22 protein-coding genes are annotated in these 22,257 nt (G+C 34.0%); 3 read left to right on the top strand and 19 right to left on the bottom strand.

Annotated elements, in window-relative coordinates; translation table 11 throughout:
• Nucleotides 1-64 precede the first annotated feature (64 nt).
• Both Q1A73_RS14435 and Q1A73_RS14430 read left to right on the top strand, forming a co-directional pair.
• Nucleotides 65-904, top strand: a complete 840-nt coding sequence (locus tag Q1A73_RS14435; RefSeq protein WP_299606901.1) for a phytoene/squalene synthase family protein — start codon at nucleotides 65-67, stop codon at nucleotides 902-904.
• Nucleotides 905-938: 34 nt separating this feature from the next.
• Nucleotides 939-1,388: a beta-carotene hydroxylase gene (locus tag Q1A73_RS14430; protein WP_299606899.1), complete on the top strand. Its 450-nt coding sequence runs from the start codon at nucleotides 939-941 to the stop codon at nucleotides 1,386-1,388.
• Here the strand turns inward: Q1A73_RS14430 and Q1A73_RS14425 are convergent, their stop codons facing one another.
• From Q1A73_RS14425 to Q1A73_RS14405, 5 genes are all read right to left on the bottom strand, one after another.
• On the bottom strand, nucleotides 1,389-1,949 hold the full coding sequence (locus tag Q1A73_RS14425; protein ID WP_299606897.1) for a redoxin family protein: 561 nt from the start codon (nucleotides 1,947-1,949) through the stop codon (nucleotides 1,389-1,391).
• 210 nt (nucleotides 1,950-2,159) lie between these two features.
• Entirely contained in the window at nucleotides 2,160-3,905 is a 1,746-nt protein-coding gene (locus tag Q1A73_RS14420; protein ID WP_299606896.1) for a hypothetical protein, read from the bottom strand.
• A gap of 73 nt (nucleotides 3,906-3,978) precedes the next feature.
• Nucleotides 3,979-4,647: a Crp/Fnr family transcriptional regulator gene (locus tag Q1A73_RS14415; RefSeq protein WP_299606895.1), complete on the bottom strand. Its 669-nt coding sequence runs from the start codon at nucleotides 4,645-4,647 to the stop codon at nucleotides 3,979-3,981.
• A gap of 218 nt (nucleotides 4,648-4,865) precedes the next feature.
• Nucleotides 4,866-6,311: a nicotinate phosphoribosyltransferase gene (locus Q1A73_RS14410; protein WP_299606894.1), complete on the bottom strand. Its 1,446-nt coding sequence runs from the start codon at nucleotides 6,309-6,311 to the stop codon at nucleotides 4,866-4,868.
• A gap of 104 nt (nucleotides 6,312-6,415) precedes the next feature.
• Entirely contained in the window at nucleotides 6,416-7,546 is a 1,131-nt protein-coding gene (locus Q1A73_RS14405; protein ID WP_299606893.1) for a hypothetical protein, read from the bottom strand.
• A gap of 706 nt (nucleotides 7,547-8,252) precedes the next feature.
• Here Q1A73_RS14405 and Q1A73_RS14400 point away from each other — a divergent pair.
• Nucleotides 8,253-10,676, top strand: a complete 2,424-nt coding sequence (locus Q1A73_RS14400; RefSeq protein ID WP_299606891.1) for a T9SS type B sorting domain-containing protein — start codon at nucleotides 8,253-8,255, stop codon at nucleotides 10,674-10,676.
• A 4-nt stretch (nucleotides 10,677-10,680) separates the two neighbouring features.
• Here Q1A73_RS14400 and Q1A73_RS14395 read toward each other — a convergent pair whose 3' ends face one another.
• From Q1A73_RS14395 to Q1A73_RS14330, 14 genes are all read right to left on the bottom strand, one after another.
• The gene (locus Q1A73_RS14395; RefSeq protein WP_299606889.1) at nucleotides 10,681-11,418 is read right to left on the bottom strand and encodes a metallophosphoesterase family protein; all 738 of its coding nucleotides are present in this window, start codon (nucleotides 11,416-11,418) and stop codon (nucleotides 10,681-10,683) included.
• Nucleotides 11,415-11,966: a 2OG-Fe(II) oxygenase gene (locus Q1A73_RS14390; protein ID WP_299606887.1), complete on the bottom strand. Its 552-nt coding sequence runs from the start codon at nucleotides 11,964-11,966 to the stop codon at nucleotides 11,415-11,417. Before Q1A73_RS14390 ends, Q1A73_RS14395 begins: the two co-directional genes overlap by 4 nt.
• A 55-nt stretch (nucleotides 11,967-12,021) precedes the next feature.
• A complete protein-coding gene (locus tag Q1A73_RS14385; RefSeq protein ID WP_299606885.1) occupies nucleotides 12,022-12,567 on the bottom strand; it encodes an RNA 2'-phosphotransferase in 546 nt (181 codons plus the stop codon).
• Nucleotides 12,554-12,970: an ADP-ribosylation/crystallin J1 gene (locus Q1A73_RS14380; RefSeq protein ID WP_299606883.1), complete on the bottom strand. Its 417-nt coding sequence runs from the start codon at nucleotides 12,968-12,970 to the stop codon at nucleotides 12,554-12,556. Before Q1A73_RS14380 ends, Q1A73_RS14385 begins: the two co-directional genes overlap by 14 nt.
• Before the next feature lie 88 nt (nucleotides 12,971-13,058).
• The gene (locus tag Q1A73_RS14375) at nucleotides 13,059-13,574 is read right to left on the bottom strand and encodes an O-acetyl-ADP-ribose deacetylase (protein WP_299606882.1); all 516 of its coding nucleotides are present in this window, start codon (nucleotides 13,572-13,574) and stop codon (nucleotides 13,059-13,061) included.
• Between the two features lie 2 nt (nucleotides 13,575-13,576).
• Entirely contained in the window at nucleotides 13,577-14,539 is a 963-nt protein-coding gene (locus Q1A73_RS14370) for a DUF1152 domain-containing protein (protein ID WP_299606880.1), read from the bottom strand.
• 4 nt (nucleotides 14,540-14,543) lie between these two features.
• Nucleotides 14,544-15,494 (bottom strand): ADP-ribosylglycohydrolase family protein, encoded by a 951-nt coding sequence (locus Q1A73_RS14365; protein ID WP_366141461.1) that lies wholly within the window; start codon nucleotides 15,492-15,494, stop codon nucleotides 14,544-14,546.
• A 12-nt stretch (nucleotides 15,495-15,506) separates the two neighbouring features.
• A complete protein-coding gene (locus tag Q1A73_RS14360; RefSeq protein WP_299606879.1) occupies nucleotides 15,507-16,100 on the bottom strand; it encodes a DUF4291 domain-containing protein in 594 nt (197 codons plus the stop codon).
• A gap of 10 nt (nucleotides 16,101-16,110) precedes the next feature.
• The gene (locus Q1A73_RS14355) at nucleotides 16,111-16,746 is read right to left on the bottom strand and encodes a DUF4291 domain-containing protein (RefSeq protein ID WP_299606878.1); all 636 of its coding nucleotides are present in this window, start codon (nucleotides 16,744-16,746) and stop codon (nucleotides 16,111-16,113) included.
• A 254-nt stretch (nucleotides 16,747-17,000) separates the two neighbouring features.
• Nucleotides 17,001-17,555, bottom strand: coding sequence for an NADAR family protein (locus Q1A73_RS14350; RefSeq protein ID WP_299606876.1), 555 nt, complete (start codon nucleotides 17,553-17,555; stop codon nucleotides 17,001-17,003).
• Nucleotides 17,552-18,094, bottom strand: a complete 543-nt coding sequence (locus tag Q1A73_RS14345; RefSeq protein ID WP_299606874.1) for a nucleoside 2-deoxyribosyltransferase domain-containing protein — start codon at nucleotides 18,092-18,094, stop codon at nucleotides 17,552-17,554. Before Q1A73_RS14345 ends, Q1A73_RS14350 begins: the two co-directional genes overlap by 4 nt.
• Entirely contained in the window at nucleotides 18,095-18,919 is an 825-nt protein-coding gene (prs, locus tag Q1A73_RS14340; protein WP_299606873.1) for a ribose-phosphate diphosphokinase, read from the bottom strand. It lies immediately after the preceding gene.
• Between the two features lie 204 nt (nucleotides 18,920-19,123).
• Nucleotides 19,124-19,804 (bottom strand): NUDIX domain-containing protein, encoded by a 681-nt coding sequence (locus tag Q1A73_RS14335; RefSeq protein WP_299606872.1) that lies wholly within the window; start codon nucleotides 19,802-19,804, stop codon nucleotides 19,124-19,126.
• 94 nt (nucleotides 19,805-19,898) lie between these two features.
• Nucleotides 19,899-22,166, bottom strand: coding sequence for an aconitate hydratase (locus Q1A73_RS14330; RefSeq protein ID WP_299606871.1), 2,268 nt, complete (start codon nucleotides 22,164-22,166; stop codon nucleotides 19,899-19,901).
• Between the last annotated feature and the right edge of the window lie 91 nt (nucleotides 22,167-22,257).

Genomic DNA, 22,257 nt, shown 5'->3' with positions numbered 1-22,257 from the left:
ATCATTATGAATAGACCTAACATTAATTTTTTCTTATCTAAAAATTAAACTAAAACTACCTTCTATGAAAGCTTTATTTGACTCCGTTTCTTACAGTTGCAGTAAGCTAGTTACGAACTCTTACAGCACATCTTTCTCTTTAGCTTCTAAAATGTTATCAGACTCCATCCGACAGGATATCTATAACATCTATGGCTTTGTAAGATTTGCCGATGAAATTGTAGATAGTTTTCATGATTATGATAAAGAGACTTTATTTAACGATTTTGAAAAGGAAATGTATAAAGCTATCCAAAACAAAATAAGCTTAAATCCTATTCTTAATTCATTCCAGAAAACTGTTCACGAATACAATATCGAACCGGAATTATATGAAGCCTTTATGAAGAGTATGCGTTTAGACTTACATAAAACAGATTATTTAACAACTTCTGAGTACGAAGAATATATTTACGGTTCTGCCGATGTAGTTGGACTTATGTGCTTAAAAGTTTTCGTAAAAGGAGATCAACAAAAATACGATGAACTTAAAAAAAGTGCGATGCACCTAGGTTCAGCCTTCCAGAAAGTAAACTTTTTAAGAGACTTAAAAGCAGATTTTGAAGAATTAAGTCGTACATACTTCCCAAACACAGATTTAACAAGATTAGATGAAATTTCGAAATCCAGAATCATCGAAGAAATCCAAGAAGACTTTGACAAAGGTTTTGAAGGTATTATGAAATTACCTGTAGAGGCCAAATTTGGTGTATACACAGCTTACATCTACTATAAAAAACTACTAAACAAATTAGAATCTACTCCATCGGTAGAAATAAAAAATACTCGAATAAGAGTTCCTAATTATCAAAAATTTGGATTATTAGCTAAATCTTACTTTGATTATAGAATGAACCTAATTTAATAGTATTTTTGATCAAACCTATTTATAATTTGTAATGAATATTCTAATCTGGATATTAATTTTTGTTAGTACGTTTTGCGCAATGGAATTTATGGCCTGGTTTACTCATAAATACGTTATGCATGGATTTTTATGGTCCCTACACAAAGATCACCACCATAAAGATCATAATAGCTGGTGGGAACGTAATGATTTGTTCTTTGTTTTTTATGCTGTTATTAGCATGTCATGTATTATGTTGCACGATCCAGTTACTTTTTGGATGGGAAAACCCATTGGTTTTGGTATTTTAGCCTATGGTATTGCATATTTTTTCGTACACGATATTTTTATTCATCAACGATTCAAAATGTTTCGTAATGCTAACCATTGGTACGCGAGAGGCGTACGAAGAGCCCATAAAATACATCACAAGCACTTAGGAAAAGACAAAGGAGAATGCTTTGGAATGTTATTTGTGCCTTTTAAATATTTTAAAAAATAATTATTCCGATAAAAGTTGATCAATCGTTGCTCTAACTTTTTCAGTATTCCAATCTGCAGCCCCAACCTTGTGAATAATAATATTTCCCTTTTTATCAATAAGGTATGTCCCTGGTATTGGCTTATGCACAAAAGGCTCTGGATGCGCGGATAACGATCGGTAAATCGGATAATTATAATCCTTATCACTCATAAATTTATTCAGTTCGGGATCATCATCTTCGGTAAGAAAAACAAAAACCACTTTATCTTTATAATCGTTATATAGCTTTTGAAGAGAAGGCATCTCTGCGATACAAGGAGGACACCATGTTGCCCAGTAATTTAATAATATCACTTTTCCTTCTGCACTATTAAAGTTCATAGATTGAGTATTTACACCATGTAATTTCCAATCAAAAGATGCTACTTGTGCGCGATCCTCTACCGCAACTAAACTAGGACTAAAAGAAAATATTCTGGTAAGAAAAATTTGCATCATTCCTCTCGTATTAGGAATAAAAAACAGTAATAATATGACTACAAAAATTAAGTTGGATATTTTCTTTTTATCAAATTTCATAAGATATAATGTGTGCTATTTTTTAGGATTGGTCTTAGATAAACCGTTTCCTTACAAAAGTATATAAATTAATAAAGCGCAGCCAGAGACCGCGCTTTAAAACTAACAAAAAAACAACAATGAACTATTGTGTTACGCTTCTTAAGAGAAGAGATGCAACGTTAAGTTCACATTATCTTCGATACTGTATTTTTCTTTTTCTGAATACCTTTAGTTTCTCGTTACCGTTATTGAGTTTGATAAATCAAAGTCTCCCATAACGTTAGCTGCATTCATTCCCATCTCTAATCCAGTTACTGTTCCATTATATCTTGCGTACCAGATTAAACATACTCCAACTCCTGCTGCATCAAAATCTACTCCTTCTACTTGTGCTAATGTTGATGGGAGTCCTAATATATTTCCTTGATCATCTGTGATAATCCAAGTGCTATTATCTCCAAAAGCATTCGTATCATCTAATGTAATTCCAGATACTGTATCTGGCATTCCATCCACAGTAAATGTGTAAGGTCCTCCTGAAATAGATCCCGCATTGACTACCTGATTACGTACTACTGTGATCGCATTAGAAAGATCAAAATCACCCATAACATCATTGGCATTCATTCCCATTTCTAATCCCGTTACTGTGCCATTATATCTCGCGTACCAAATCAAACAAGTACCAGCTCCTGCTTCATCAAAATCTACTCCTTCTACCGCCATTAATGTTGGTGGTAATCCTAAAATATTTCCTTGATCATCAGTAATAATCCATGTACTATTGTCACCGAAAGCATTAGAAGCATCTAGAGTAATTCCAGAGACCATATCTGGTTCTCCGTCCACATCAAATTCATATGGACCACCAGAAAGCGTTCCTGCATTTACTACTTGGTTACGAACTACGGTAATCGCATTAGAAAGATCAAAATCTCCTGTTACGTCATTAGCATTCATTCCCATTTCTAATCCTGTTACTGTACCATTATATCTTGCATACCAAATTAAACAAGTACCAGCTCCTGCTTCGTCGAAATCCACTCCTTCTACTGCCATTAATGTTGGTGGTAATCCTAAAATATTTCCTTGGTCATCTGTAATAATCCAAGTACTATTATCTCCAAAAGCATTAGAATCATCTAAGGTAATTCCGGATACCATATCTGGTTCTCCATCTACATCAAATTCGTAAGGTCCTCCAGAAAGTGTTCCTGCATTTACCACCTGGTTACGAACAACTGTGATCGCATTAGAGAGGTCAAAATCACCTGTTACATCGTTAGCATTCATCCCCATTTCTAATCCAGAGATATCTCCTTCATATCTCGCATACCAGATCAAGCAAGTTCCAGCTCCTGCACCATCAAAATCTACTCCTTCTACAGCAGTTAATGTTGGTGGTAACCCAAGAATATTTCCAAGATCATCCGTAATAATCCAAGTACTTCCTGATCCGAAAGCATTAGTGTCATCTAAAGTTATTCCAGATACCATATCCGCTTCTCCATCCACGTCAAATTCAAATGGACCACCTTCTATAGATCCAGCGTTTGCTACTTGATTACGAATTACGGTAATAGAGTTTGAAAGATCAAAATCTCCAGTAACGTCATTGGCATTCATTCCCATCTCTAATCCAGAGATTTCGCCATTGTACCTAGCATACCATATCAAACATGTTCCAGCACCAGCACTATCAAAATTCACTCCTTCTACAGCTGTTAATGTAGGCGGTAAACCTAGAATAAGTCCTTGATCATCTGTAACGATCCAAGTACTTCCTGTTCCAAAGGCGTTTGTATCATCTAAGGTGATTCCGGATACCATATCTGGTTCTCCATCTACATCAAATTCAAACGGTCCCCCAGAAATTTCTCCAGCGTTTGCTACTTGTATAGTGTCATCATCCTCATTACAGGAAACTGCGATCAATCCAACCGCTAGCATACCTATTATCAGTTTTTTAAACATTGCTTTTGTTTTATAATTATTATTACTGTAAAAGTAAATTCATAAAACATTTTAAAATGTTAGGTAGCTAACATTAAGCAACAATTTTTAAACGGATTTCCTTTCTATTAAAATCAATTCTATTAGATTCTTTTAATTCATTCATAAGAATGTTTAAAGTGGGCCTAGAAGTACCTATAAGATTAGCTATATCTCTTTGTGTATAAGGATGATGAATAACAGTATCTCCTGTATCAGGACAACAATAACCAAAATCTTCCTTAAGCTCATTTAAGAACTCTAATAACCTTGTTTTGGTATCCTTAAATAGAAGAAGCTGCAAACGTCTTTCTAAACGTTTAAATCGCAATCCGATAAACTTATATATTTTCAAACTAAATGTTTGATTGTCTCGCATTAAATCATGCATTGTTTGCACACCAATAGGACAAATAGAAGTAGTATTATCTATGGATTGAGCAAATTCTGTTCTTCGATCTTCTCCTAAAATAGCTTTTTCCCCAAAAAGCTCTCCTCGAGTCAAAATTGCTTTTACGACTTCATTTCCATCTTCGGAGTAGTATCCGATTTTTACTTTCCCTTTTTCAATTAGATACACTTTGTTAGCAGAGTCTTCTTCAAAATAGATATAATCACTTTTTTTGTAGGCGTCGAAATCGTGATCTTTCTTGTAATTTTTAAATTTATGAGGACATAATACCTTAAAGAGATTGGCATCCTCAAAAAACCAAATTGCACTCATGATGTTGTGTTTTTATAAGTTAGTTACGTATCAAAGCATTGATATTAAAATAGACGTCGTAATCCAAAATCAATCCTTACAAAAAATTAACAAAATATATCGTGCTAAAACTGTCTGTTCTCCTTATTAATATAACAGCTCTTTGGAATAAAACCCTAAACTTATCCATAAAAAACTCCCAATATATTTTTTGGGAGTTTATTAGTTGAAATCTATTTTTACTGCTTTATTCGCTCTCTTATCGTAGAAAGGTTATCATCCATAATCAACTTACCATCTTTAAAAACAGTTTTTAGTAATCCTTGTTTTTCCTCTTCTAAAGAACATTGATCTTTTAGATGAATTCGACCTTCAGACTCATACAACTGCACCAAGCCTTTTGCAGATTTTTTAGTACCGTCATCAGTAATAGGGTCTTTAAAAATTTCTCTTCCCTCTCCGTTTACTTCTACGTAGGTTGCTTTCATGGCAAAACCAAAAGTATCTCTAGTATTATATTGATACGTAAAACTTCCAATTCCGAGAACTACATTAGTAGAAGCAAACCCTTTTTCTTTAAGACGTTCACAAATCTGGGTAGCCCTATCTATTGTAATACTATCTCCATAAATCGCTCCTATTTTAGGATTCAATACCTTATACCCTTGTGCATTAATGGTACCTCCAAACTCATCCCATAGCAACTCGACAACTCCTTTTGCAACAACTTCATTTTCATGTTCACATCCGCAAATAATATCTACAGGATCTCCAGAATCAGGACGAATAACTAGTTTACCATCTCGATTTAATATCTCGTCTTTTAGCTCAGGTAGATATTCTGTGAGAACTTTCCATAAATCCCAGGTATCTGAAACTACTGATAATATTCCTGTAGGATATGTTTTTAAAAGTCTTCTAAAAGTTCCGATTTCATCGTCTTTACTTCCAGCGCACATTACACTATGTTCAGTTGCATTTACACTACCTATAACTAATTCTTTTGTTACATCTGTATTGTAATATAATTCATAAGCTTTAGCGACTGGTAAGGTATCACTTCCTGAAAAGGAAAGAGCATGCCCCATCCCACTGATAATAGCAGATTCAGTACCAGACATTCCACGCATTGAAAAATCGTGTCCTTGCCACGTTATAAACTCTAAATTTTCTTTATCGGTTTCTGTAGCATACTTGCTAAGAATCTTTTGATATTGCTTTGCTATAGTCGCAGACGTACAAGGTTGCCAAATAATGCTAGAAAGTAATGTTTCCAAATAATTCGTTAACCAAAAAAATTCAGGTTTGGTATTTACCAAGGTGAACATAGGAACGCGAATTGGTACTTCAGTACCTTCTGGCAATGCTTTTATTTCTATTGGTAAATATCCTAAATCGTGAAGCTCACCGATGTGCGAAACATCGTAGTCAACACCTAAATAATTATCTACATATTTTTTATATTCTGAAACAACATCTTCCTTAGGTAAATCGAAAAAATTCTCATTAAATCGTTTAATAAGATATTCTTTTATAAAATATTGTAGTCCGAAAAAAACGACATGATCAATCCCTTCAATTCTACTTTTTCTTGGAGTCCAATTAGAATACACTAAAGTAGTTCCTGCTGGATATTGTTCTTTGTGACCTAATTTATAACCGTCTGTCAATAATAGTGGATTCATATTTTATTTATTTTGCGTTAATTATACGCAAATATAGTTTTTAATTTTAAAACACCGAAATATTTAGTGATATTTTTATAAATATCAAGTGACAAATCATGTAGTTAACGATTATTTTCTAAATACGTTTTGAATATATGTTGAAAATCAAGTAAGCTTACTTTTTTATGCTCTAATATATCACCCTTTCCGTATTTTTCGTAATACATATCTCCTTTATTCTCAAAAAATCGAATTCCCTTTATAACTTCAGCGTTTTCATCAGTATGTATATAACCTTTGTATATTTCAGGTTCTTCTGGCCTTACTTCTTCCTTCGACATTTGAACAACATATAAGTCTATAAAATCTTCAAAAAATGTTTCTATATTCTTTGTACGAAACATGTCAGGATTACTAAAATACATACTATTTATATCCATTAGATTCATCCCATTTCCTATCTTTTCAAATTCTTTATAGCCGTAACCATAGGTATTCCCTTCCTGATCGTATATAAAAAATGTAGTATCAGAAAGCAGTTTTTGTGGTTCTCCGATGACAAAATAATATAATCCTATTGTTTCTTGGTTTAGTTCTTGTTTGGTTATCCAGGTATTATCTTCTCTGTATAGCTGTAGTTCCAGATTTTCTCCTGACATTTCCATAGTTGGTGACTTTATATATATCCGATTATCATCTAAAATGATATGAATTCTTTGATAAAAGTGCATTGCAAAAACATCCACAAATAAAGCAATGGTTTTAGCATTTTTTATTTTTCTTGTCAATAAACCTGACTTTATTTCTTCATAACGATACCCATCAACTATTTTTTCATTTTCATAGGTTGATTTTATATTTAGTTTTGGTTTATACCGATTTTTAAGATACATATTGTATGCTTCCTCAGTCATTTCTTCAGTAGCTTCCATTTCTTCAGATTCCTCATTTAATGCCATTTGATAAATATCTAATGAATATTGAAATTTGGGTTTTCCTTTTTCGTAATAATCCACCCTTGGAAACTCTGAATCTCCTTTGGAAAAATATCCTTCGTACGGTATTCCATCCTTGTAAATACCTTTATACTTATCCTGAGGTTTATCAACGATTATAAAGGAATCATATTCTATGAAATCTTCCATATGTTGTGCATTTATACTATTAGATATAATAATACTTAGAAACCATACCAAAGTACCCTTTATAGCCTTTTTATCTGCGGTATTTACTAAGCCCTTCATGATTATCATATATTCTATTTTTTTGAAAGGATAAAAGTCTTTATTATTTTAATTTAGAACTACCCTGTTTTCAGTTAAACTTATATTTTTCATAAGCTAATAACCACAAGAAGTGACTACTAAATATATTTTGAAACTATGTTAACTTTTTTACAACCGCCCTACTTTTGAAGAATTTCTTACACTTATTGGTCAACCATTAATTTCGTGTTAAAAAAGTTAATTTAGACTTAAATAGAAAAAGTTCATATTCTACAATTCCTTCAAATAAACCATAAAAATCAGATAAATAGCACTTTTTTTAGTATCAAAAAACACTTCACATTAGAAACACATCAAGACTTAGAAAAACCTTACAATTCGCAACAGAAACAACTTACACACTAAAATCTTTCCTACGAACGTTTTTAATTATGCATAAGAGAATATGATGGAATACGTCCCTTTTATTCTACATATTCTTGTTTTAGAAATCTGATTTACCAATGTGCCTATTTTGGTGAATATCTCAGATTTAGAACTGGATTTACTGTCGTTGGATATGCAGCATACATGATTTTTTTGACTAGAACTTGGTATTTACCCCTTTCAAAAGAGGCAAATACTTAATTACTCATAAAACAAACTTAAACCAATGATATCTCTTTATTTCCGCTCCGATTGATTGAAGTTTTCACCGACAAAACTCAACATTATCTTAAAACCACTCCTATTCATGAAAACCTTTACCCTAAAGTTAGCTATTACTATTAGCTTTTTACTTTGTTTTTCTTCTATATATAGTCAAGCTCCTGGATGTCCTAATTTAGATGCTGGACCAGATCAAAGCACGGATTGCACAAATCTTTGTGTAGAGCTTTCCGCAAATTTTTTAGAAACCGGACTTACCACTAGCTACGAAGTATCATCGGTTCCTTATGCGCCTCCATTTCCTTTTACAGGACTTGCCAATCCTATAAGTCTTGGTGTAGATGATATTTGGTCAGGTGTTATCGATTTACCTTTTAATTTTTGTTTTTTTGGAGATACTTATAATCAGATTCAAGTTGGTTCAAATGGTGTGATACGACTTGAAGTGGATGCTTTAGACCAAAGTAATGAATGGCAATTTAATGAGGATTTACCCGAAAACTTGAATCCAACTCTGGGCGAAGCTAATATTTTTGGAGTAGCTCATGATATTGATCCCTCTATAACCAGTACTTCTCCAGAAATTGGATGGGAATTATTAGGAACTTCTCCTTGTAGAACTTTAGTTGTTTCCTACTCTTCCGTAGCTCATTTTAGCCCTAGTTGTAATAGCTTAACCTCTACTTTCCAGATGGTACTTTATGAAACTACCAATGTTATCGAAGTATATGTAGAGGATAAACCTTTTTGTACATCATGGAATAGTGGAAATGCAGTCATTGGAATACAAAATAATCCAGGAACTGTGGCTTTTGTTCCTCCTGGTAGAAATACCTCCGATGGTCCTTTTGACATTAGTAACGAAGCATGGAGATTTACTCCAAATGGGGATCCTAATTATGAAATTTCTTGGTTTGATTCTTCAGGAATGGAAATTGGTGATACCTCTACTATCAGTGTTTGTCCAAACACGGATACTACCTATACTGCTGAGATTGTATATACCAATTGTGATGGTGAGCAAATAACTTTAACAGATGATGTGACCGTTACTGGAACCGATTCTCCGAATGCTGGCGAGGATGGATCTTTAGATATTTGCCCAACTAGTCCACCAATGGATTTATATACGCAACTTACTGGAATTACTCCTACAACTGGCGGTACTTGGACACCACCAATGGCAAGTGGAACTGGAGTTTTTGATCCTTCTGTAGATCCTCCTGGTATCTATACATATACCGTTACCGGAACGAACTGCCCTGATGATTCAGCCAATGTAACTGTAATATTAATTAGTGCGCCGAATGCAGGAGAGTCTGAAACATTAGATATATGCGAAACAGATGCTCCCATTGATCTCTTTACTATTCTTGGAGGAACACCAGATACCGGAGGAACTTGGTCTCCAACACTTAGTAGTGGTACCGGTGTATTTACTCCTGGAACGGACCCTGATGGAATTTATACCTATACCATCGATTCTGGAAATGGATGTGGTAATGACAGTGCAACAGTTACCGTGCAAGCTGTCCCCTTACCTACCATCTCTGCAGTTACTACGCAATGTAGTAATGGCACTTATGAAATTACCTATCAAACAGGAGCTAATATTTCGGTTACTGCCTCTGCAGGAACCGTAGATATGACGAATAATATCATTTTCGATATCCCATTTGATACAGAGGTTGTTATCACTATTACCTCCTCAATTGTAAGTACTTGTTCGATCACAGAAACTGTGATGGCACCAGACTGTTTTTGTCCACAAGTAGTATTCGATACTCCTTCACCTATATGTATTGATGAGACTGGAGAGCCTGTTGATGGAGAATCGTTTCCAATTTTAGAAACAAATCTGGATCCTTCTCTTTTTTCCTTTGTTTGGAACTTAGATGGAATAATTATTCCTACTGCCACCGCTTCCTCATTAATTACTGAAAATCCTGGAGAATATTTGGTTGAATATACGAGTAGTACCGGTGGTACTTGTGCTGGAGAAGCTTCTGTAACGGTTAATTTTACTGAAGGACCTAAGTCGTTATCTCTTAGTCTCACCAATGGCCTTTTTTCTAGTGAAAACGGTATTCTTGCAACGGTAACAGGTGGTAGTGGTCCTTATGAATTCTCTTTGGATAATGGATTTTATCAGGACAGCAACCTTTTTTCTAATGTTTCTTTGGGTACTCACACAGTAACTGTTAGAAATACAGATGGATGTGGCGAACTTACAGCTACTATTCTGGTTATAGGTTTTCCAGCTTTTTTTACTCCAAACAATGACGGTTTTAATGATTTCTGGAATGTTATTTCTGATAATACCGTACCGGATATGGATTTATTTATTTTTGATCGATATGGAAGATTGCTTGCTCAAATAGACCCTAATGGACAAGGATGGGATGGAATATACAATGGCATACCTATGCCAGGAACCGATTATTGGTTCGTAGCGGAACTGAAAGATGGATCCGAAACCTATAGAAGTCATTTTACTTTAAGGAGATAACGAGCTAATTACGTCCTTTTTCGTCTGGGTATAGGGTTGGTAATGAATCGCTCTGCCAGAATTCTTTGGTATCGATATCCAAAATGGTAAGTTTTCCTGTAAATGCTGCTCCTGTATCTATATTCCATAGATTATATGCTTTAATCGGAGTATCTCTTTTATAATCTGTTGTGGGCGTATGTCCGATATAAATTTCTTTATAGTGATTGAATCGTTTTGGACTTGTTAACACATCATCTAATGTCTTTTCGTCGACTTTATCAGCCAACAATGCTGCTTCCCATAAGGTTCTATCCCAATAATAATTGGATTCATATTCTTCTCGACCTACCCCATGCATTGAGGTAAAACCTGCATGTAGGAACAATCTATTTTGATCATCAATATGATAATTCTTTAGGGCTTTTAAAAAGAAGTTTTTATGTTCAAAATTCGCTAAGTGGCCAGATCTGATATAACTCTGTATGGTTTCTTCTCCCCCATTAGCGAGCCAAACAGGGTTTGTTGCTCCTTTCTGCAACCACAAACCACACCAAAGATCATGATTCCCTCTTATGAATACACATTCATTAGTATTAGATAATTCTATCAGTTTATGAATCGTTTCTGCAGATTGACTCCAACCATCTACATAATCTCCTAAAAAAATCAATGTATCTTCTTTTGTTACGTTGGCACGTTCTAAAACTTGAAGCAATGCTTTATAACCTCCGTGTATATCTCCAATTACAAGTGTTCTCATTCTTCTAGCTTATACATTATATCGGTTCTAAGTACATATTTCTCTCCGGATAGAATTGGTTTTCCTTCATGTCGTAAAGGATGATGAAACAATAAAGCATCTCCGATCTCAGGGTGGATGGTAATACCATTTTCAAAATGAGTTTCTCCTCCTTCGAAATCCTGATTAAGATATATCAAAAATGAAAAGAAGCTACATTCCTTCTCATTACGTTTATAACTACCATCTCTGTGCATTTTAAAACGTTGCCCTTCTTCATATTTATAGATACGAAACATTTCATTAAGTCCACACGCCTTGTACTTCCCTAAAGTTGAAACCACTTGAGACTCCATCTTTTTCCATAATTGATCCGCCAATAACTGATCTTTGAATAAGATTCGTTGATTATTACGAATTCCTTTCATTTTTACTTGCCTTCCATCTATAGCCACTTTTGCTTCTTCAAAAGAAACCTGTTCTCCTTTCTCTATAAAATGATCACATTTTTCTTTGCTTAAAAATTCTTTAATTAGATATATTTCTGGATGTAGTACTTCTTTAATCATTTATTTCGATTTTAAGACCTATGAGGTTTGGAAAACCTGATAGGTCTCATTACTTTCAAGTCTTAAACTCAATATATTCTGGAGGTACGGTATCCGTTAACCAAACTCCATTATCTGATTGATAGAATTCGATTCCATTTCTATGCATTTCTCCTGATCGCACTGATAATATGATAGGAAATCCTCTTCTTGCACCTACACGTGTAGCAGTTTCTCTTTCTTCACTCAAATGAACATGATGTCGACTCATTTTTAGTAAACCTTGTTTTTTAATGGCTTCTCTAAATTTACCTACCGTTCCATGATATAAGAATTCTGGTGGTTCTATGGGAGTATACTCCAAATCTACCTTAATCGAATGCCCTTGATTCGCTCTGATTTTGGTTTCATCATCATTAAAAGCAAATCGTTTTTTATCATTCGTTTCAACAACTTCTTTTAATATTTCTGGAGTAAGTTGATGACGATCTTTATTCGCTTTTTCTAGTAACTCATTTACATCTGCCCATCCATTTTCATCTAGTACTAACCCTATTTTTCCAGGATTATGCCTAAGGATAAGGCTTAAGAATTTACTTATTTGTTTATTATTTGTTTTCATGTGTTCTAATCATTCCTTTTAATTCTTCATTTTCAGGATGGACATATTTCTTTCCAAAATATGCTTTTGTTATCCTAATTTCTCCTACTATATGGTTATTAAATTCCTGTAATTCTTCTGCGGGAACCCATAATTCGTTATGAATCGGTCCTCCTACATTTTCAATCTTATATTTTGAAATAAATTCCGCATTCATATCAAATGCTGTTACAAAACCTGAATATCCAGAACCTTCATCATCCAAATTCCATTTAGTAGCGATTTCTATAGCATACGCTTCGTTCATCACAGGATAAAAGATAGGTTGCCAATTCAATCTTGGTGGAAACTGCTTCCAGTTACTATGATGAATTAGCTCTAATTCTTTTAATCCAACGGGTCTGTATAAAGTTTTTGTTTTCATTTTTCTGTTGTTCTTATTTTCTTTGCCTAAAAACCCTTCGACAAGCTCAGGATGACAACATTAGCTATAGGATTATTTATAAAAAAAGCTAGTTCACTTCTAGAACTTTCTGATATATTTTAAAATTCAACTCATCGTAGCACACAAATAGTACTTCTTTCATATGTGTCAGATTCGGGTCATTTGTTACCGTATGAATAGCTATATTGGCGGCCAATTCTTTTGGAAACTCATAAATTCCTGTACTGATATTTGGAAAAGCAATCGTTTTACAATTATGCTCTACTGCCAATCGAAGTGAATTACTATAACATTTAGATAAAGTCTCTTCTTTATCTTTTCCTCCATTATTCCAAACTGGTCCAACAGTATGAATAACATACTTCGCAGTAAGATTACCAGCAGTAGTAATAACTGCTTCTCCTGGATTACATTTTCCTTGTGCTGCTCTGATTTTTCTACAAGCTTCTAAAATCTCTGCTCCTCCTTTTCTATGTATAGCTCCGTCTACACCTCCACCTCCTAATAAAGAAGTATTGGCTGCGTTGACAATTGCATCTACTTCAAAAGTTGTAATATCCGCTTGTAGTACTTTTAGTTTCATTTCTAAATAGGTATTTGTCTTTTTTCTCTATAGTCCACTAGCGTTCTTCTATAGTCAGTTAGCTTAGCTCTAAATTCTACTACTGTATTTGTGTTTTTTATATATTCATAATAGGTATTCTTCTTCATCACATTTTCTAACTTAAAACTCCAGTAAATAGTCATTAATGGATTGATCCATAATTCGCTTCCTTTGGTTCTTGATGTTCTGTGATAATCTCCATAATTTCCTTCTAAAGCACTTATAATTGAATTGGAAACAATGCTTTCCATTCCTTTCATTTTACTATCTACAAAATCAATAGCTTCTTTATATTTTTGACCTTCAACCATAGAATTTAATACCTGAAAAGACCCCAAATAAGCCTGTTCTCTATCTAATTCTGCTAAATTTTCTAGAAATCTGTAATGTGAAACTCCATGATAATGATCCACACCAAATCCTACACTCAATAATAATTTCTTATCAACTTTGGTCTGAAATACTGCTGCCATAGAACAAATATCTTCTTGAGGAGTCCCTAATCCTTCTTCATCTCCAAACATTAAACAATCAGTTCCTCCATCTACAAGAATTACAGTATCTATTTCATGTTTATCTACTAAAAACTGATAAGCATCTTTTAAGGGTTGTACTGCAGTTCTTTCAAACGCATAGATATCCACCAAATTTCCTTGTAGATGAAACCATAACTTTAAATATTTCTCCGGAAAATATCTTGGGAAAGCGTAAATCTGATCTCCTGGACTTATCTTGTAACAAAATGGAAATACTGATTCTGACGAAGTATCATTTAATCTGGTAAATGAATAATTAGCAATCGTTACTTTTTTACCTTGTTTTATTAAACTAAAGTACAGTGGTATTGCTGCATAAATATCAAAACCACCACCCATTCCTGCTAAAAGAATATTATTACTTCCTTCTATTTCCTGAAAAAAAGGTATTTTATCTAAAGTATACATAGCTTTATTCGTTTAAATTTTTATTAAACCTTTCTATTAAATCCTCTATATCTTCAAATCTAGCTAATTGAAATTTCCAGGTTTCTGGTATTGCATCATATCCAAAGTATATTCCTGCTAAACCACCTGTGATTGCTGATGTAGTATCGGTATCTTCTCCTAAATTGATTGCTTTCAAAACTGCTTCTTCAAATGAATTTGATGTTAATAAACACCAAAAGCTAGCCTCAAGAGATCTTAACACATATCCAGTACCTTTAATATTAAACCGATCTTGCTTTGAGATATCCTCTTCCAATATTCTTGAGAAAAGGGTGATCTCTTTTGGATTGAAATCATTTTGCTTAGCAAAATCTAGTACGGGTTGCTTTATATTTTCATATGCTTCAAACTTATCAAGTCCATTTAGCAGTAATAAAGCATACTCAACATAAATAAAACATGAAAAAATCGAGCGCAAATGTCCATGTGTAATGGATGAAACTCTTTTTATCACATCATATCTTATCTCAATATCTTCTTCCTTCTTTAAATAATAAGCTAACGGTAAAATTCTCATTAAAGATCCATTTCCATTAGAGTATTCATCTAATCCACCGCATAAATCAGGTGTCATTCCTCTTTTATATTGATAAATCGCATTTTTAGTTGTAATCCCAATATCAAAAACAAAACCTCTAGGTGTCCATAAGTTCTCATAGAACCAAGCCGCAGACTTGGATGCAATATCTTCCAAATCATATCCATTACATAAACTATCCATTAGACAAAATGTTAACGAGCTATCATCTGACCAAGTTCCTGGCGGTTGATTATGCGTACCATAACCAATCATATCGCGTGCAGGTCTCTTATCCATTTGATCCCGATCCAAAAATTCATAGGGTACTCCCAGCGCATCACCAACAGCTATTCCAAATATTCCTCCTTTTATATGTTCTAACATTGTTTTCATTTCTATTTATTTTTACCTAATTCCAATGTTCTGTTGTATACTTTCAGATACTGCATACACTTTCTCATCCGGAACTAGTCTTTTCGCTTCTTTATATTTTCCCTTTTTAATCAGATCTTTTATTTTCCGTGTCAAGGGAGTCAAATCCACTATTTCCTGGATCCATTCCTCATTATACTCTTTGATTAGATCTCTACCAATTCCAACTTGTATGGATCGTATGTCCATTTTGGCTCCTTTCAGTGTTCTTTCAGGATCCCATTGAATATGAACTTTTGCATTTTCAAATGCTTGCTTCCATACCGATCCGTTTTTATAAATGGCTTTATCCGGATCCGTCAACACCCCTAATGACAATGCTTTCTCCCAACCTGCTCTTGTTATTTTTATGGCAAGAATATATTCCTGATTGGATTTTGTTCCCCAATTACTTCTAGCCATTAACCATAAATAGGAAGGTTTTATCCAAGTCATTCTATGAAAAGAAAATGGAGCTTCGAACTTATTATTCTGAATTGCAGGTAAGGCAATCGCTTTACTATATGCCTGATACACTGTAATTATTTCTCTATCATAGTTTGCTCGTATTTCCTGAACTCTTCCCATCTTCAATTCTTTATTTCAATTTCAAATACTTGTTTAATTCCTCATTCTCAAAAAGCATAGGTTTTTCCAAAGGCGTCACTAATTGCTCTAAATCTCCTGATTTTACAAATTCATATTGTTCTTTAACAAAGTCTGAAATATCCTCGATCTCTAGAATATCATCTTTGGCAAAGGATCTTATAAATTCCTTTCTTAATCCTATTTGGATAGCTCTTCTTTCTAATTTGGCTCCATATGGATTATGGTCAGGGTCCCATTGCAGTCGAACATTGGATTTTGCTACATCTTTTTGCCATAGTTCATACGATTCATATAGATCAGGTTTAAAAGATGAATACACAGCATTCTCTAAATACTTCTCAAAAGCTGTTCTTTTTAAATGAAGTGCTAAGACTACTTCCTGCCCTTCTTTAGTTCCCCAACCATTGCGATACATCATCCAAAGAAAATTAGGTTTTATCCATGTCATTCTTTCCAGACTGAAAGCGCCTCCAAAGAATTGATTTTGCACGGCAAAATTTCCTATTTCAGGTCTATAAGATTGATACACTATAATTTTCTCATCGTCATACTGTGCCATAATATGATACCCTTCTTGTGGCCAGTACGGTTCTTGTTCTTTATATTTTTTTAATTCAAGTTTCATTTTATCTATTATTATTTTCTTTTTTCCATTGCCGAAAAAAGAAACAAAAAAGTCTAGTCTTATGAAATTTCAACTAAAAACATCGTTCTCTTCTCTAAACTAAATTAAAACCTTTTTGAGTTACTTGAACTTTAAGTTTTCATAGGAAAACAAGTTTTTAAATTTATATTCTGATGCCACAAAAATTTAATTTTACGCTGCGTTCACTTCGTTTTTTACGTTGAAATTTCAATAGGACGAATTATTATTCTACTTTAACTTTCTTTATTTAATTCATCTCTTACCTCCATCAGTGCAAAACCTAGTAGGTTTTGTCCTCTCCATAAATTGGGGTTTTGCGCTTTTTCATTAGCTTGTCCCATTCCAATTCCCCATATTCTATCTCTTGGACTTGCTTCTATAATGATTCTGTTCTTTGTATCCAGTAAAAATTGTTTCATTTCTTCATTCTGAGAAAACTTATGGAAGTTTCCTTCTTTCACAATCTCATATTTATGCTGATTCCAAATCTCTGGATCAAAATTTTTCACTTTTCTACCAAATTGTTTAGCTTCCATAGGATGATTACAGTCAATGATTTTTTGTAACATCGTCTCATCATTAAACAAAATGGCTTTCTTAGCCATCATCCAATGTTCTGCTGTTTTATAGCGTACTCCTTCTACCTCAAAAGCATTATTCCACCACTGACTAAAACAGCTTTTACCGATACTACCATCTTTATTAGGAGTATGTCCCCAAAAGAATAGATACTTCAGGCTTTTCCCTTTATTAAATTGTTCCTGTATATTTTGTATCGTATACTTCATTGTATTCTTTTTTTTATTTCACGAACCAATTCGTTTAAACTCATTACTTGTTGTACTCCATATCGTTCACAAACGATATCTACATTTCCTTTTCTCCAAAATCCATCAGGACAACAAACGATTAACTTTCCACTTTTGGCAAACAATCCTAATTCCAATAAGGTAATAGGAGACTTTGTATTTTTATCAAAGTACATTATGATCATATTCGATTTTTCTAATGCTTCTAACTCCCAGTTTACCTGTTTATTAAATACTGGATCATCGATAGTCTGTTTCCAACTTTGATCCCAACTATCCCTTCTTGGGTTAAGTAAGGTTACTTTTTGATTAGATAATTCTTGAATCACTATGTCTTGCCATCGTTTGGCAACACCAACTTCGATACTTCCTGCTAAAAAAACGCTGAAGTTTTTATCAAGTTCTATTGTAGATGGTGCTGTGATTAGGTTCATGGTTATATTATATTTTACTTTATTCTTTTTTTCATTGTCAAACCCTTCGACAAGCTCAGGATGACTGTTTGATATTAGCTTCAATTATTTAACCACTGGAAACTGAACTACTCCATCTTCATCGACATCCTTGAAAGAATTGGTGGTAAAAACTGTATCAAAAGATTTCTTTAGTTCTTCAAAACCTCTACTAAAAATCCCATGACTTACAATCAAACCTAATTTTCCTGCATTCTTTTCTTTTAAAGCAGTTGCCAATCCTAAAAATGTTCCTCCTCCATCACAGATATCGTCGACAATTACACAATGCTTTCCTTTTAAATCTTCCTCATATACTCTAAATCCAGATAACTTTCCTGTTTTTACATCTCTCTTCTTTGAACATTCTATCACTTCTATGCCTCCTAAATACTCAGATACTTTATAGATCTTTTTTAAAGCACCTCCATCTGGCGAAATCAATAACACCTCTTCATCAATATGATTCAAACACTGTTTTACAAACTCATAATTCTGAATCACATTTACATTATCCAATAATGCTGATGTCACTTCTGAATGTGGGTCAAAGACCATTACTTCACTATAATTCTGAGCATTTATGATATCTGCATACACCTTTACACTCAATGCTTCACCAGAAACCATCACTCGATCTTGTCTTGCTGCTGGGAAATAAGGAATCAACACCTTGATCTCTTTTACATCCATTCTTCGTAATGCATCTGTAGCTACCAATAACAATCCTAGATCATTAAATGAGTTTAACCGATGAGTGATAGTTATCGCATTACCTATATTCTTTTCTGAGATTTTGATATGTGGTTCTCCTCCATTAAAAACAAATGCATTAAACTCAATTGACTTTCCAAAAGGTGTAAACGATGGATCTAAATGTAAAAACTTCATAATTGTGTTATTTTTACGCAAATTTAGAATAGAAAAATATATCTACAAAATATTTTGCGTAAAAATTACAATAAAAAGGGTTTTTGATGCATTTTAAATTATACCAATTATCAACCCTTCCATTTTTCTAAAGTAAATTTACTTTAGAAAAAACACCTTCCCTTCAAAGGGAAGGAACATAAGTAATCATTAAAAACTGTTGGATTATTTAATATCGAAAAGGAAACCTTCTTCTTTTAGTTTGAAGTATTGTTTTTGATTGAATTTAAAGAGGTTTGCAGGTCTTCCTCTTCCTTCGGATACTTTTTCGGCTAATTCTTCTAAGATTCCAAAACTTAAAATTTTCTTACGAAAGTTTCTACGATCGATTTGTTTATCCAAGATGGTCATGTAGAGTTTTTCAAGATCCGAAAACAAAAATTTATCCGCCAGCAAATCAAAACCTATGGGTTCATAGGTAAGTTTATTTTGTAATCGCTTTTTAGCCATATTAAGGATAGTAGCATGATCAAAAGCCAATTCAGGTAGCTCATTGATATCAAACCAAGCAACATCACTAGCATCTGTATCTGCTTTGATCGTATGATGTTCTGGTTTTACTAACCCAAAGTAGGTTACGCTGACCACTCTATTTCTAGGGTCTCTCCCTGGTTTTCCAAAAGAGTATAATTGCTCCAAATAGTCTACGGTAGCATTGGTTTCTTCTTTTAATTCTCGTTCTACTGCTTCTTCTAAGCTTTCATTTTCAAGAACCAAACCACCCGGCAAAGCCCACGAATCTTTAAAGGGTTCTATATTTCTTTTTATTAATAACACATGTAATGTTTTGTCTTTATATCCAAAGACTACTGCATCTACCGCTACTTTAATATTTTGGCGTATCATATACGCAAATTTATAAAATTACTACCCTTTATAAAATAAAAACTCCCGAAGAATCATCTTCAGGAGTATTATTTAATCCTATTTGATTATATGTTTAAGCGTTCTGCTTCTTAATCAAATTCAACGCTGATCCTTCTTTAAACCATTCGATTTGAGCATTATTATACGTATGGTTTACTTCGATTATATCTTTGGACCCATCTGTATGTACAAACTCTAGACTTAATGTCTTTTCTGGTGCAAACTCATGTAAATCTAAGAAGTTAATGGTATCATCTTCTTGGATTTTATCATAATCACTTTCATTTACAAAAGTAAGTCCTAACATTCCTTGCTTTTTCAGGTTGGTTTCGTGAATACGAGCAAATGATTTTACAATAACAGCTACAACACCTAAATGTCTTGGCTCCATTGCTGCATGCTCACGTGAAGAACCTTCTCCATAGTTATGATCTCCAACCACAATCGTTGGAACACCTGCTGCTTTATAGGCTCTTTGTACCGTAGGCACTCCATCATATTCTCCTGTTAATTGGTTTTTTACAAAGTTTGTCTTTTTATTATAAGCGTTTACAGCTCCAATCAAACAGTTATTAGATATATTATCTAAATGTCCTCTATAGCGTAACCAAGGTCCAGCCATTGAAATATGATCAGTAGTACACTTCCCAAAGGCCTTGATCAATAGCTTAGCTCCTTTGATTTGATCGCCAATAGGTTCAAAAGGAGTTAGCAATTCTAAACGTTCTGAATTTGGATCCACAACCACTTCTACTCCACTACCATCAGCAACTGGTTCTAAATATCCATTTTCTTCTACTTCGAACCCTTTTGGTGGCAATTCCCATCCAGTTGGTTCATCTAGCATAACTTCTTCTCCATTTTCATTGATTAGCTTATCAGTAAGAGGATTAAAGTCTAAGCGACCTGCAATTGCAATAGCTGCTGTCAGCTCTGGAGAAGCTACAAAAGCGTGTGTATTCGGATTTCCATCAGCACGCTTTGCAAAATTTCTATTGAAAGAATGGACAATACTATTTTTAGGAGCGTTCTTTGGATCTTCATATCTCCCCCATTGCCCAATACAAGGTCCGCAAGCATTTGTAAAGATTTTAGCATCCAATTTTTCAAAAACACTAAGAATCCCATCTCTTTCGGCAGTAAAACGAACTTGCTCAGAACCTGGATTAATTCCAAATTCTGCTTTTGTTTTTAATCCTTTATCTAATGCTTGTTGTGCAATGGAAGAGGCTCTTGATAAATCTTCGTAAGAAGAGTTTGTACAAGAACCAATCAATCCCCATTCTACTTTTAGCGGCCAATCATTGGCTGTTGCTTTCTCTGTCATTGAAGAACCTATTTCGGTAGATAAGTCTGGTGTAAAAGGTCCATTAAGCAATGGTCCCAATTCGGAAAGATTGATATCTATCACCTGATCAAAATATTGTTCAGGGTTTGCATATACTTCTGGATCTGCAGTAAGGTATTCTTTCACTTCATTGGCAGCATCAGCAACATCTGCTCTATCGGTAGCTCTTAAGTAACGTTCCATAGACTCATCGTATCCAAAGGTAGAAGTGGTAGCACCTATCTCTGCACCCATATTACAGATAGTTCCTTTACCTGTACAAGACATTGCCGTTGCACCAGGTCCGAAATATTCTACAATAGCTCCTGTTCCTCCTTTTACAGTAAGAATTTCTGCTACTTTTAGAATTACATCTTTTGGAGCTGTCCATCCTGATAATTTACCTGTTAAGCGTACTCCGATTAGCTTTGGAAATTTAAGTTCCCAAGGCATTCCTGCCATTACATCTACAGCATCTGCTCCTCCAACACCTATGGCTACCATTCCTAATCCTCCTGCATTTACAGTATGAGAATCTGTACCAATCATCATTCCCCCAGGAAACGCATAATTTTCTAATACTACCTGATGAATAATTCCTGCTCCTGGTTTCCAAAAACCGATACCATATTTATTAGATACAGACTCTAAAAAGTTGAAAACCTCGTTACTATTATTTAAAGCGGTTTGTAAATCTACTGTTGCTCCTACTTTTGCCTGAATCAAATGATCACAATGTACCGTAGTTGGCACAGCCACCTTTTTCTTTCCAGCTTGCATGAACTGTAATAATGCCATCTGTGCAGTTGCGTCCTGACATGCTATACGGTCTGGTGCAAAATCCACATAATCTTTACCTCTGGTAAAGGCACTTTTAGCTTTACCATCCCAAAGATGCGAATACAAAATTTTCTCTGCTAATGTTAATGGTTTACCCGTTACCTCACGGGCAGCGTCTACTCTTTCAGCAACTTGAGCATACACCTTTTTAATCATATTAATATCGAATGCCATAAGACTAATATATATTTCCGTTAATTTTAAATTAGGTATTGAAAGATACGAAATATAGCAGGACTACGAAATGGTATTATGAAAATAGAAT

The sequence above is a fragment of the uncultured Aquimarina sp. genome, assembly GCF_947492115.1.
In the GTDB taxonomy this organism is placed as follows: domain Bacteria; phylum Bacteroidota; class Bacteroidia; order Flavobacteriales; family Flavobacteriaceae; genus Aquimarina.
The sequence above is the reverse complement of the archived record's forward strand: the minus strand, read 5'-3'. Positions and strand labels throughout refer to the sequence as shown.

Coding starts and splice junctions, on each gene's coding strand:
- Q1A73_RS14335 (WP_299606872.1), bottom strand. CDS start 19,804: ATGATACGCCAAAATATTAAAGTAGCGGTAGATGCAGTAGTCTTTGGA.
- prs (WP_299606873.1), bottom strand. CDS start 18,919: ATGAAGTTTTTACATTTAGATCCATCGTTTACACCTTTTGGAAAGTCA.
- Q1A73_RS14400 (WP_299606891.1), top strand. CDS start 8,253: ATGAAAACCTTTACCCTAAAGTTAGCTATTACTATTAGCTTTTTACTT.
- Q1A73_RS14370 (WP_299606880.1), bottom strand. CDS start 14,539: ATGTATACTTTAGATAAAATACCTTTTTTTCAGGAAATAGAAGGAAGT.
- Q1A73_RS14435 (WP_299606901.1), top strand. CDS start 65: ATGAAAGCTTTATTTGACTCCGTTTCTTACAGTTGCAGTAAGCTAGTT.
- Q1A73_RS14385 (WP_299606885.1), bottom strand. CDS start 12,567: ATGAAAACAAATAATAAACAAATAAGTAAATTCTTAAGCCTTATCCTT.
- Q1A73_RS14365 (WP_366141461.1), bottom strand. CDS start 15,494: ATGAAAACAATGTTAGAACATATAAAAGGAGGAATATTTGGAATAGCT.
- Q1A73_RS14395 (WP_299606889.1), bottom strand. CDS start 11,418: ATGAGAACACTTGTAATTGGAGATATACACGGAGGTTATAAAGCATTG.
- Q1A73_RS14330 (WP_299606871.1), bottom strand. CDS start 22,166: ATGGCATTCGATATTAATATGATTAAAAAGGTGTATGCTCAAGTTGCT.
- Q1A73_RS14405 (WP_299606893.1), bottom strand. CDS start 7,546: ATGATAATCATGAAGGGCTTAGTAAATACCGCAGATAAAAAGGCTATA.
- Q1A73_RS14350 (WP_299606876.1), bottom strand. CDS start 17,555: ATGAAGTATACGATACAAAATATACAGGAACAATTTAATAAAGGGAAA.
- Q1A73_RS14380 (WP_299606883.1), bottom strand. CDS start 12,970: ATGAAAACAAAAACTTTATACAGACCCGTTGGATTAAAAGAATTAGAG.
- Q1A73_RS14390 (WP_299606887.1), bottom strand. CDS start 11,966: ATGATTAAAGAAGTACTACATCCAGAAATATATCTAATTAAAGAATTT.
- Q1A73_RS14430 (WP_299606899.1), top strand. CDS start 939: ATGAATATTCTAATCTGGATATTAATTTTTGTTAGTACGTTTTGCGCA.
- Q1A73_RS14355 (WP_299606878.1), bottom strand. CDS start 16,746: ATGAAACTTGAATTAAAAAAATATAAAGAACAAGAACCGTACTGGCCA.
- Q1A73_RS14375 (WP_299606882.1), bottom strand. CDS start 13,574: ATGAAACTAAAAGTACTACAAGCGGATATTACAACTTTTGAAGTAGAT.
- Q1A73_RS14420 (WP_299606896.1), bottom strand. CDS start 3,905: ATGTTTAAAAAACTGATAATAGGTATGCTAGCGGTTGGATTGATCGCA.
- Q1A73_RS14410 (WP_299606894.1), bottom strand. CDS start 6,311: ATGAATCCACTATTATTGACAGACGGTTATAAATTAGGTCACAAAGAA.
- Q1A73_RS14425 (WP_299606897.1), bottom strand. CDS start 1,949: ATGAAATTTGATAAAAAGAAAATATCCAACTTAATTTTTGTAGTCATA.
- Q1A73_RS14360 (WP_299606879.1), bottom strand. CDS start 16,100: ATGGGAAGAGTTCAGGAAATACGAGCAAACTATGATAGAGAAATAATT.
- Q1A73_RS14415 (WP_299606895.1), bottom strand. CDS start 4,647: ATGAGTGCAATTTGGTTTTTTGAGGATGCCAATCTCTTTAAGGTATTA.